At 28.6% G+C, this 11,481-nt stretch carries 12 protein-coding genes; 9 read left to right on the plus strand and 3 right to left on the minus strand.

The annotated features are described in order from the left end of the window. On the minus strand, window positions 1–144 hold a 144-nt coding region (gene tnpA / locus EIC27_RS08145; protein ID WP_410519455.1), incomplete at its 3' end, for an IS66 family insertion sequence element accessory protein TnpA. A 113-nt stretch (window positions 145–257) separates the two neighbouring features. On the opposite strand from tnpA (EIC27_RS08145), the gene EIC27_RS07005 reads away from it, so the two are divergent. Further along, a complete protein-coding gene (locus EIC27_RS07005) occupies window positions 258–428 on the plus strand; it encodes a hypothetical protein (protein WP_154663843.1) in 171 nt (56 codons plus the stop codon). A 206-nt stretch (window positions 429–634) separates the two neighbouring features. Here EIC27_RS07005 and EIC27_RS03125 read toward each other — a convergent pair whose 3' ends face one another. Beyond that, window positions 635–1,174 (minus strand): nucleotide exchange factor GrpE, encoded by a 540-nt coding sequence (locus EIC27_RS03125; RefSeq protein ID WP_126044690.1) that lies wholly within the window; start codon window positions 1,172–1,174, stop codon window positions 635–637. 137 nt (window positions 1,175–1,311) lie between these two features. Here EIC27_RS03125 and mdh point away from each other — a divergent pair, with 137 nt between their 5' ends. The 7 genes from mdh (at window position 1,312) to EIC27_RS03160 (ending at window position 9,994) form a co-directional block, all read left to right on the plus strand. Next, window positions 1,312–2,262: a malate dehydrogenase gene (mdh, locus tag EIC27_RS03130; protein ID WP_126044691.1), complete on the plus strand. Its 951-nt coding sequence runs from the start codon at window positions 1,312–1,314 to the stop codon at window positions 2,260–2,262. 9 nt (window positions 2,263–2,271) lie between these two features. Beyond that, on the plus strand, window positions 2,272–5,148 hold the full coding sequence (uvrA, locus tag EIC27_RS03135) for an excinuclease ABC subunit UvrA (protein WP_126044692.1): 2,877 nt from the start codon (window positions 2,272–2,274) through the stop codon (window positions 5,146–5,148). Window positions 5,149–5,224: 76 nt separating this feature from the next. Beyond that, window positions 5,225–6,496 (plus strand): hypothetical protein, encoded by a 1,272-nt coding sequence (locus EIC27_RS03140; RefSeq protein ID WP_126044693.1) that lies wholly within the window; start codon window positions 5,225–5,227, stop codon window positions 6,494–6,496. 21 nt (window positions 6,497–6,517) lie between these two features. Then, window positions 6,518–7,174 carry a hypothetical protein gene (locus EIC27_RS03145; protein WP_126044694.1) on the plus strand — a complete coding sequence of 219 codons (657 nt, stop codon included), beginning with the start codon at window positions 6,518–6,520 and terminating at the stop codon, window positions 7,172–7,174. An 83-nt stretch (window positions 7,175–7,257) separates the two neighbouring features. Continuing rightward, entirely contained in the window at window positions 7,258–8,619 is a 1,362-nt protein-coding gene (locus tag EIC27_RS03150) for a TolC family protein (RefSeq protein WP_126044695.1), read from the plus strand. Then, window positions 8,616–9,506, plus strand: a complete 891-nt coding sequence (gene sppA / locus EIC27_RS03155; RefSeq protein WP_126044696.1) for a signal peptide peptidase SppA — start codon at window positions 8,616–8,618, stop codon at window positions 9,504–9,506. Before EIC27_RS03150 ends, sppA begins: the two co-directional genes overlap by 4 nt. A gap of 17 nt (window positions 9,507–9,523) precedes the next feature. Next, window positions 9,524–9,994 (plus strand): hypothetical protein, encoded by a 471-nt coding sequence (locus tag EIC27_RS03160; RefSeq protein ID WP_126044697.1) that lies wholly within the window; start codon window positions 9,524–9,526, stop codon window positions 9,992–9,994. A gap of 78 nt (window positions 9,995–10,072) precedes the next feature. Here the strand turns inward: EIC27_RS03160 and EIC27_RS03165 are convergent, their stop codons facing one another. Next, window positions 10,073–10,909 carry a hypothetical protein gene (locus tag EIC27_RS03165; protein WP_126044698.1) on the minus strand — a complete coding sequence of 279 codons (837 nt, stop codon included), beginning with the start codon at window positions 10,907–10,909 and terminating at the stop codon, window positions 10,073–10,075. 280 nt (window positions 10,910–11,189) lie between these two features. Here EIC27_RS03165 and tnpA (EIC27_RS03170) point away from each other — a divergent pair, with 280 nt between their 5' ends. Then, window positions 11,190–11,465 carry an IS66 family insertion sequence element accessory protein TnpA gene (gene tnpA / locus EIC27_RS03170; protein ID WP_410519451.1) on the plus strand — a complete coding sequence of 92 codons (276 nt, stop codon included), beginning with the start codon at window positions 11,190–11,192 and terminating at the stop codon, window positions 11,463–11,465. Window positions 11,466–11,481: the final 16 nt, after the last annotated feature.

Raw genomic sequence — 11,481 nt, forward strand, 5'->3', positions numbered from 1 at the left:
TTCTTTCACTCTTATTGGTATAAATTTATTTTTTACTGTATTTCTTTTATTTCCTACAAGAATTCTGTGCCATTTATAAAATGTACTTCTCGGCACATTCTTTTGCTTACAAAATTCATATTTACTTACATTACTTTTTTTTATATTCTTCTACTAGCTCTTTCCATTTTTCATTACTTATTCTTTTTTTCTTTTTTTCTAATAGCATCATTAGCCTCTATTTTTTTAGGCTTTTGTTCTACCACTTATTTTTATTCTTGCCTAGATGCCCTTATTTTAGCGCTTACGAAATAATAGCTGATGAGATTCTTATAGAAAGTCAAAAAGAGACTAGTTTGATACAAAAAGAAAATATATATTATGATACAGCTGAGGAAATAGAGAATACTAATACTACTGATACATATTATACTCTTGAAGGTAATTAACCTGTTATTTTAGCAAATTAAATTGTCTGAAGATAAGATGAGATGCAGCACTATTACTGGATCACCACAGTCGAGGTTATGCCTCTTCTTCGTGATAACAAAATATAGTTATTGTTGCTAACGATTGCAGTAAAATGTGTCAATCCACTTTTAAAATATATAACAATTCAAAATAAGAACTAAAAAAACAAAATTTCTTTCATCATTCACTTTTTAGTCACAATCACAACAGCAGGTTTAATTAACCTACCATTAATAGTATACCCTGCCTGCACAACATTTATTATTGTATTAGGTTCTTTATCTTCATCTTCAATTTGAGATATTGCTTCATGCAATTCATGATTAAAAATTTGGTTAATTGGATATATCCTTTCTACATCAAAATCATGAAAAACCTTTAATAAATTTTTTTTAGTTATTTCTACACCTTCAAATAAAGTTTTCAATTCACTATTTTCTTCACAAGATTTTAAATCAATATTATCTGATGCCCTAAATAAATTTTCAACCTGCTCAGTTAAATTTTTTACAAATTTGCTAATTGCAAATTTATGAGTATCCTCTAATTCCTTTTTAAATCTTTTTCGCAAATTTTCATTTTCAGCCTTCTCTCTTATAAGTAAGTCTTTTAAATTATCTATTTCTTCTTGTAGATTTTCTTCAACACTATTATCTTTTTCTTGTTTTTCTTTTTTCTCTTCAATTTTTTGTATATCTTCACTTATATTTTTATTACTTGCCATAGAATTACTTTTTTAATTAAAAACTTACTATTTTATTTAAGTTAAAAATATTAATTTTTCAAGTATTTGAAATATTTTTATGGACAAAAAAATGCTATTTATCTAGGATTAGATAAAGTAAATAATTTTAAATACTCATGAGAAAAAAAATTGCATTAATAGGTGGTGGCAATATAGGGGGAACTTTAGCATATATAGCTGCCTCAAAAGAGATAGGTGATATTGTAATTTTAGATAGAAGCAAAGAATACGCTGCTGGAAAAGCATTAGATATCGAAGAAAGTTTACCTGTGATGAAAAAAGATGTCACTTTAGTTGGAACAGATTATTATTCCGATATAAAAGACTCAGATTTAGTAATTATAACAGCAGGTGTTGCTAGAAAACCTGGAATGTCAAGAGACGACTTATTAAGCGTTAATGCGGGCGTGATTAAAGTTGTTGCAGAAGGAGTAAAAAAATATGCCCCAAATGCCTTTGTAATAGTAATTACTAACCCTCTAGATGCCATAGTATATGCATTTTTAAAATATTCTGGTTTTTCAAGAAAAAAAGTTATTGGTATGGCTGGAGTTTTAGATTCTGCAAGATTTAACTTATTTTTAGCTAGAGAATTAAATGCATCTGTAAAAGATATTAAATCATTTGTATTAGGAGGTCATGGAGATACAATGGTTCCATTAATAAGATATACAAATATTGGTGGAGTACCATTATTAGATTTAATAAAACAAGGACGTATAACATCTAATAAAGTTCAAGAAATTGTTGAAAGAACTAAAAGTGGAGGAGCTGAAATAGTGAAATTATTAAAAAATGGGTCTGCTTTCTATGCTCCAGCTACCTCAGCAATTAGGATGGCTATATCTTACTTAAATAATAGTAGACAACTCTTTCCATGTTCTGTTTATCTAGAAGGAGAGTATGGCTTAAATGATATATGCATGGGGGTTCCAACTTTTATAGGTGCCAACGGAGTTGAAGATATAGTTCAAATCACCTTCAATCAAGAAGAACAAGCTATTTTTGATAAATCAGCAAAAGCTGTAGGTGATCTTGTTACAGCAATGCAAAAGGTATTAAACTAACTCACTTTAATGAATGATTATATTTTAGTTAAAGGAGCAAAGGAACATAACCTTAAAAATATTGATGTTAATATCCCAAAAAATAAACTGGTAGTAATAACTGGTGTAAGTGGATCAGGGAAATCATCACTTGCTTTTGACACAGTTTATGCAGAGGGCCAAAGAAGGTATGTCGAAAGCCTTTCTACTTATGCACGACAATTTTTAGAAATGCATAATAAACCTGATGTTGAATCAATTGAAGGATTATCACCTGCAATAGCAATAGATCAAAAAAATACTTCGCGCAATCCAAGATCCACTGTTGCAACTGCAACAGAAATTTATGATTATCTTAGAGTATTATTTGCAAGAATAGGAATCCCTTATTCCCCTGAAACTGGCTTGCCGATAAAAAAACAAAGTGCAACACAAATGGTAGATTTATTAATGAATCTACCAGTAGAAACAAGTATTATATTGCTGGCTCCAATAGTGCGAGGACAAAAAGGAGAACATAAAAAAGACCTACTACACTATCGAAGGCTAGGATATGAGAAGTTAAAAGTTAATGGTATCTATTATGATTTTGACGATCTCCCCCATATAGATAAAAATAAAAAACATGATATTGAATTAATTGTAGATAGAGTAAAAATAGATGATAATTCAAGAGATAGAATCGTAGATAGTGTAGAAAATATTTTAAAGATTAGTAAAGGGTTACTATATGTAGAAATTAAATCTATACCTAAGGGTTGCAAATTATCTGATGTTAAAGAGGGTAAAATTCTTGTTTTTTCAGAAAAATTTTCATGCCCAATATCTGGATTTTCTCTCACAGAAATTGAACCAAGAATTTTTTCATTTAACAGCCCTTATGGAGCATGCCCTAAATGTAATGGTCTTGGCAAAGAAATGAGCTTTGATCCCCAATTAATTATACCTGATAAAACTTTAACACTACTAGAAGGAGCAATTGCTCCATGGAAAAAAAAGCATTCTAAATATTCTAATACTCAGTATAAATTTTATGAAAGCCTCTTAAATGCACTAGCTATTCATTATAATTTTGATTTAAATACACCATATGAAGAATTACCAAACGATATTAAAAACATTATTATGAATGGTAATAATGGTGAAGATATTAAATTTTCATATCAAGATGGATATAGACAATTAACTGTCAATCAACCATTCAAAGGCATAATACCAATTTTAGAAGAAAAACTACATAAAACAGAAAGCAATTACATCATTGAAGAGCTTTCAAAATATCAAATTCAAATCAATTGTAGTGATTGCCAAGGATTTCGAGTTAAAAAAGAATCTTTATGCGTCAAAATTAATAATTTACATATTGGAAATGTCACTAAATTTTCAATAAATGATGCATATTCTTGGATTAAAAATCTGAAAAATAATTTAGATCAAACACAAATTAATATATCAAAATTAATTTTAAAAGAAATTGAAAGGAGATTACAATTTTTAATTAATGTAGGATTAAATTATTTGACACTAAATCGTATATCATCAACATTATCCGGTGGTGAAAGTCAAAGAATTAGACTTGCATCGCAAATTGGCTCTAGTTTAACAGGAGTATTATATGTCTTAGATGAACCCTCAATAGGATTACACCAAAGTGATAATGATAAATTAATTAATAGTTTAAAAGAATTAAGAGACTTAGGTAATTCTATTATTGTTGTTGAACATGATGAAGATACTATGCTTCAATCAGATTATCTTATAGACATTGGTAAATATGCAGGCATTCACGGAGGCAAAGTAATTGCTCATGGAACTCCTGAAGAAGTATCAAAAAATAAGGATAGTTTAACAGGGCAATATATTTCAGGAAAGTTATTTATACCTGTACCAAAGCAAAGAAGGAAGCTTAATCCAAAAAGAATAATATCTATAAATAATGTCACAACTAATAATTTAAAAAACATAAGTGTAAAACTCCCCATTGGTAATTTTATTGCCATAACTGGAGTTTCTGGAAGTGGAAAATCTAGTTTAATTTTGCAAACTCTTTATGGAGCTGTAATGAATAAACTGCACCACTCTAATAAAAATTGTGGCCAATATAAATCAATTTCAGGATTAGAAAATATTGATAAAATTATAGAAATTGATCAGCAACCAATAGGCCGAACTCCAAGATCTAATCCAGCTACCTACACTGGTGTCTTTACACCTATAAGAGACTGGTTTGCAAGTTTAAAAGAATCTAAATTAAGAGGATATTTACCAGGAAGATTTTCATTTAATGTAAAAGGTGGAAGATGTGAAGTATGTGAAGGTGATGGATTATTAAAAATAGAGATGCATTTTTTACCTGATGTATATGTGAAGTGCGACGAATGTAATGGAAAAAGATATAATAAAGACACATTGCAGATCAAATATAATGGAAAGAACATAGCAGATATTTTAGAAATGACAGTAGACGAAGGAATAATTTTCTTTGATAAATTACCATTAATTAATGATAAATTAAAAGCTTTAAATTCAGTAGGACTTGGGTATATAAGTATTGGACAATCTGCTACAACTCTTTCAGGTGGTGAAGCTCAAAGAGTAAAGTTGGCAAAAGAATTGTCAAAAAAATCTACTGGCAGAACCCTATATATTTTAGATGAGCCAACAACTGGACTACATTCACATGATATACAAAATCTACTTCAAGTTTTACATGAGTTAGTTGATATGGGCAATACTGTTATTGTAATAGAGCATAACCTTGATGTTATTAAGACAGCAGATCACATCATTGATATTGGCCCTAAAGGAGGTATAAAAGGGGGTGAAATTGTAGCTACTGGCACTCCAGAAATAGTATCAAAAAACCAAAAAAGCATTACTGGAAAATACCTTATTAATAAGTTATAAATTTTTGTCAAAAATCTTTACAATATAATTACTCAAATTTATTATAGTATAAGTAACACTTTAGGTCACTGTGGGGATGGTAAAAAAAGTATCAGATTTTGTTTCAACTGGAGAAGATACAGCTGGTAAAACTCCAAGTTTTCAAGCTACACTAAAAGGCGATAGTCAAAAAGTAAGATATCAAATCAAGCGCTCAAATTATATAAATAGATTTAGAAGATGGATTGGATTAGACCCTGATCAATCTGATATACTAGGTGAATATATTGCATCTCGAGTGACAGCAAGTTTGCTTAATAAAAATTCACCACCAGATTTAGCACCTGAAGTTGATTTAATTTACAATGAGGATCAACATGATTTCAGTTTAGCTTCAAAATATTTAAATGATAGAGATCAAAGATTTGTCGGTATGACTCTTGGTGAATTGATTGAAGATAAGGATAACCTAAAAGCCCAAGAAAAAGCAAAATACCTTGGTCAATTCAGAGAATCTCTTCAGATCACGTTAAGTCAAATGGACTCAATGTTTAAAATTAATTCTCCTAATCCTAGACAACAAGTTTTGTATAAACTTTTTGAAGATTCAATAGCAAAATTAGATTCAATTTTTGATGAAATTGAACAAACTAAAGAAATGGAAGAACCTTATGAAAAAAGAAGAAAGAAAACAAAATTAGTATTTGGAAAGGCTTCAGACAACCAATTATCAATCGACAAACCTTGTAAAATTGAAATCGGAGGTAAGGTAGAAACTGTTTCTATAAATAAAGTTGAACTTTATAATGCTTTAGCAAGTTCTATTATTCTTGGTGATCATGATATCAATCCTAATAATTTCTATGCTATTTATGATAAAGAAACAGAAGAAGTACGAATTGGAAGGATAGATTTAGGCCATGCATTTAATGACCTAATAAAAAATTGGATGGTTGGTTCTCATACACCTAATATTAATGGTAATCGAGGGACAGTTTTAGATTTTCTTAATCGACAAAAAAAAAATGGAGGGGTAACAAAATTCAGCAGACATATTGATAGAAAAATAATTTTAGACCCTGAATTTGCTCAAGCTTTAAGAAATCAAACCGAAAATATAGCTGATACACTAAATGCTTATAAAAAAGAGTTATTAGAATTAATGAAAGCAGATGATAAAGTAAGGAAAAAGCTAGTAAAGTCAGCAGAGACTATGCAGAAAAGAATGGGAGTAACTGGCTTTTTTGATAAAATCACTCATCAAATAGGTAATATTCCTAATAAAACACTAAGAAATATTATTGGAGTAACTGCGTTATTTACTAGGAAGTTATTTCAAGTACTTCTTTACATACCAAAAAAATATTAAGTATCCCAAAAAAAACTTGCGATGCTTATTCCCCCAGTTAGAAATTATTATGAGCAACAACAAATTAAATCAGACGAAAAATTGATAAACAGTCTTTTTGATAATTGTGAAAAGTATATTACTAAAAACCAGCAAAAATCCCAATCTGTTGCAAATTTAATTGATGTTCAAATTATTGTAAAAAATTTACTTGAAAAAGAAAACCCTACAGAAAAAGATATTAAAGAAGCTAAAGATAAAATTAAAGATATTTATCAGGCCGACCAACATTATTTAAAAAATAAATCTTTTAAAGATACAATTGAATGGGTAAATCATGATGAATCCTCTAAACCTTTGCAAATGAACTTAAACAAATATATAGAAAATCAAGCACAAAAATTAGGAAGAAAAGATTTGGCAAAACAAATAGTAAAAACCTTTAAAGAAAAAGATATTGCTACACAAGTTAATATTGAAAAACATAAATCTGAAGAAAGAGTTAGACCTAGAGCAAAAACCATGGATGTTCCTAGGGCAAAAGATCATGATTTATCCTTTAATTTAAGAAAAACAATTAATCATCATCCACTTAAAGCAATTCATCACCCTATAAAAGATCATGTTAAAATAAAACAAAAATGTTGGGTTTCTGAAATTCATGGCAGACATAACGTTGGGAGGATATCTCGTGCCTAACTATTTGGCTATAGAAGAAAGAAATTGAAATTTTAAATTGTTTGTATATATTTAAATACATTAATATTATAATATCACAAAATATGAATTTCGGTAATTTATTAAAAATTATTATCTTAATAATAATTTTTTCTGTAAATATAAATTTTGCAAAAGCTTATAATCTAAATGATGCTATAAATTCTACTCTAATCAACAACGATCAAATACAAGTTGCAAAGAAAACTCTAGAAATAACAATTTTGGCAAAACCTAAAGCAATGACAGAATTTTTGCCAAGTGTTAATGCTGAATTAGACAAAACCTTTACAAATCCAGATTCTCTAAAAATAAAAGATAATGCAGGTAAGATAGATACCATACCAGGGTCTTTTAATAAAAATACATTTGTTTTTGCTATTGAACAAGATATTTTTACTGGTGGCTCAACCGTTGCAAAGCTTGCTGCAGCTGATGCAGAAATCAATGCTGCTTATCAAGAATATAATAAATCTCTGAATGAAATCATTCTAAATGCTATTACTTCTTATCAAAATGTATTAACCATTAGAGAGCTAGTTAGAGTACAGAAAGAGAATGTTGACATGGCTCAAAAAAGTGTTGAAAAAGCTACAATAACAGTAAAAACTGGTGCTGAAACTAAAACTTCACTTTTCATGGCAAAAGCAAGTTTAGCAGCTATGAAAAGTAATCTCGAAGACTATTTAGTTCAACAAAATCAAGCAGAATCATCTTATCTGTATTTAATTGGTGAAGAAGCTCCTAAAAAAATGGATATGATTGATGTTAAGAAATACCCTAAAATCGATAGTTTTGATAAATTAAAAATAATGGTAAATGCTCAAAATCCTGATTTACTTTCTATAAAAAATAAGTTAAAAGCTTCAAAACAAGTAATTAATATTCAAGCTTCAGGGTTATTGCCTAGGGTTAGTTTATTTGCAAATAGATCAATAAATAAATACTCAGATACTCCTCGTCAATATCAAAATGGATTTGATAACAACACTTATGGAATTAAAATGTCAATTCCTTTACTATACAAAGGTGGCATTCAATATCTTAATATCTCAGAAGCTAAGAAGAAAAGCAAACAAACTGAATATTCTTTAAAAGATACAATAAATAATGTAAATTTTAAAACAAGTGATGTATGGAAAACTTACATATCTAGTGAAAATATTTACAAATCATATCTTTCTTCTGAAGATAATTACTATAAAACATACTTAAGTACACAATCCGAATTTGATGTTGGTGCAAAAACATTAATGGATGTTATTAACAGACAAAAAGACTATAATACTGCTATAATTAATAGATTACAAAAAGAAAAGGATTATAAATTATCTTCATTTAAAATTTATAATTTAATAGGCAATTTACCAAAAGTTCTAAATGAAAATAGTCTATTTAATAAAAAGAAAAAGGATGTAAATAAATGATTGGAGATGATTATATAATTGATAGATATAAATTAAAAAATAGTTTGAATAAGTGGAAATTTCTAGCATTAGTATTTTTATTTATTTCTATTTTCACTATTTTTTATCATAAAAGTGATAGTGTATCAAAAATAAAGCCCAACTATATTGCAAATATAGAAATTAGTGGAATGATTTTGCAAAATCAGGAAATGATAAAATCCCTAAATAAATTAGCAAATGATAGTAATGTTAAAGCTGTACTAGTAAATATCAATAGTACTGGAGGCACTGGTGTTGGAGGAGAATCTTTATACAGAGAATTAAGAAGAATTGCTAAAAATAAGCCAGTTGTTGCTTCTATTGGTGAAATTGGAGCATCAGCTGGATATATGATTGCCCTTGGAACCGATAGAATCTTTGCTTATGACATAAGCCTTGTTGGATCAATTGGTGTAATGATAATGAATTTTGAAATAAATGAGTTAGCAAAAAAGCATGGAATTAATCTCGAACTTATTAAGTCTTCTCCTCTTAAAGGAATACCAAATTATTTTGAAAAATTAGATAACCAACAAAAAGAATATGTTCAAAATTTAGCTAATGAATCAAATCAATATTTTATTAAACTTGTTAAAAATAGAAGAAATCTATCTGAAGAAGATCTAAAGGCAGTATCTAATGGAAAAATATTTATTGGCACCAAAGCTATGAAATTAAAGCTGATTGATCAGGTTGGCGATATGAATGATGCAATCGATTGGCTAAAACGAAAAGATGATTTAAAAAATTTAGAGGTGAAGAAAGTTAACTTAGTCAAAGCTACTTCTAAATTAGAAAAATTATTAGATTACTCATCAGATATTAAAGTTATTTTTTCTAGTATTTTTAATAAAATATTAACTTAATTAGTGAAAGTATAAAAATGCATAATAATTATCCAAAGTTATATATAAAATTTCTATTGTTTTTTATTTTCATAAGCAGCTCGCTTTACACAATCGAATCTAATGCCCTCCCAGCACCTCTTTCCAATGAGCAATTAAATCAACAAAGTGATTTAATTGCAAAAGTAAATGTTTTAGGCGTCACTAGAGTTGGTTACACACATAAAGCAATTAAATTTCAAGCATGGCTTCAAATTATAAAAACAATAAAGGGCAAAGCACAAATAAATGATACAATATTAGTCACATGGTATAGATTTGATAAAAAGCTTATTGGTAGTTGGGAAATTGCATATTACCCAGGCGAAAAATTAATTACTTATTTAGTCTGGGATAATAAGGAAAAAGCTTATAAAAATCTTTCTTGGAATTCAGTCAAAAAAATAAAATCTATAGGCAAAAAATTACCTATTAAAAACGGGGCAGTAGAATTTAATATTGCCCCTTAATAAGGTATCAGCACTAGATTATCCAATTAAGAATGAAAAGATTAAACCCCTATCCTTCTTAGAGCAATAAAGAGTGAATTAAAGTTCATCGTGCCCAATTTCTGAGTTTTTATTGCTAGGTATTACCAGTTCATTTATATAACAAACATCTAAATCTTTAAGATTTGTTTGATTTCTATAACATATCTGCTCAACATCAGTGTTATTCTCCCTAGATGTTATCAATTCATTTTGTGTCGCTTCTTTAGAAAGCATTTTTGATGCACAATCATAAACATAGTCATGGCATTTCTGCCCTATTACATCATTACAAACTTTATTATAATGATTGGGCACTCGTTCAAAAGATAAAAAATGAAGCTCATTTAATTTTTTATCTTGTAAAAACAGCCATAATGATGCACTTAAAAGAGCAGTGACTTTTAATGTAGTTAATAACTCACTTTTTAAATTTACATTTTCTGTCAACACTTTTTTAAGTATAACATCCGTTCCTTCTATTTGAAGAAGAGAAGCTTGTAACCCTATTACATCTAAATTGCCGACAGTATCTCCAACTTCAGGCTTAAAATATTCATATAACCCATTATTTACTGCTCCTATTAATAATGATTTACCTAATGTCAAGCCTGCGATTCCATATTTTATTGCACCAGCAACTGCTCCAACACCAACATTTTTAACCACAGCATCTTTTTCAAGATATTCATTTGCAGCTTTTCTTATATCATAAGCTATAGTTGCTCCTATAATTGGATATATTACAGGTGCTCCAAGTGCATAAAATACCACACCATCTAATACAATTGCTTCTTCTAAAGCTTCTGGAAATTTATTTACTAAATTAGAACTAAAATCAGCTGCAGTTTTACCAAATTTGCTTTCAACTATACCATACGTATTATTTGCAAGCATTTTTTTAGCCTCATATATTCCCCATTCTTCTGCATATTGTAATGTTGTATTACTTTTAAAAGCTCTAAATATAATATATGTTCCTAATAATTTAACTGCAGTGCTGGTAGCTATACTAGTTACACAAGCATATATAAGTAAGCGCTAAAATAAGGGCATCTAGGCAAGAATAAAAATAAGTGGTAGAACAAAAGCCTAAAAAAATAGAGGCTAATGATGCTATTAGAAAAAAAGAAAAAAAGAATAAGTAATGAAAAATGGAAAGAGCTAGTAGAAGAATATAAAAAAAAGTAATGTAAGTAAATATGAATTTTGTAAGCAAAAGAATGTGCCGAGAAGTACATTTTATAAATGGCACAGAATTCTTGTAGGAAATAAAAGAAATACAGTAAAAAATAAATTTATACCAATAAGAGTGAAAGAATGCGAAGAAGAAAGAAGTGAAGAAATAAAATCAGAGATGATAATAGAAAGTAAAAAGGGGATAAGAATAGGGTTTAATAAAGGATGCAAAATAGAAGAGATTAAAGCGATAGTAGGAATTTTAGAATGTTAATAGGAAGTATAAGAAC

The sequence above is a fragment of the Candidatus Aquarickettsia rohweri genome (genome assembly GCF_003953955.1).
Taxonomy (GTDB): Bacteria; Pseudomonadota; Alphaproteobacteria; order Rickettsiales; family Midichloriaceae; genus Aquirickettsia; species Aquirickettsia rohweri.

Coding starts and splice junctions, on each gene's coding strand:
- EIC27_RS03125 (WP_126044690.1), bottom strand. CDS start 1,174: ATGGCAAGTAATAAAAATATAAGTGAAGATATACAAAAAATTGAAGAG.
- mdh (WP_126044691.1), top strand. CDS start 1,312: ATGAGAAAAAAAATTGCATTAATAGGTGGTGGCAATATAGGGGGAACT.
- uvrA (WP_126044692.1), top strand. CDS start 2,272: ATGAATGATTATATTTTAGTTAAAGGAGCAAAGGAACATAACCTTAAA.
- EIC27_RS03140 (WP_126044693.1), top strand. CDS start 5,225: ATGGTAAAAAAAGTATCAGATTTTGTTTCAACTGGAGAAGATACAGCT.
- EIC27_RS03145 (WP_126044694.1), top strand. CDS start 6,518: ATGCTTATTCCCCCAGTTAGAAATTATTATGAGCAACAACAAATTAAA.
- EIC27_RS03150 (WP_126044695.1), top strand. CDS start 7,258: ATGAATTTCGGTAATTTATTAAAAATTATTATCTTAATAATAATTTTT.
- sppA (WP_126044696.1), top strand. CDS start 8,616: ATGATTGGAGATGATTATATAATTGATAGATATAAATTAAAAAATAGT.
- EIC27_RS03160 (WP_126044697.1), top strand. CDS start 9,524: ATGCATAATAATTATCCAAAGTTATATATAAAATTTCTATTGTTTTTT.
- EIC27_RS03165 (WP_126044698.1), bottom strand. CDS start 10,909: ATGCTTGCAAATAATACGTATGGTATAGTTGAAAGCAAATTTGGTAAA.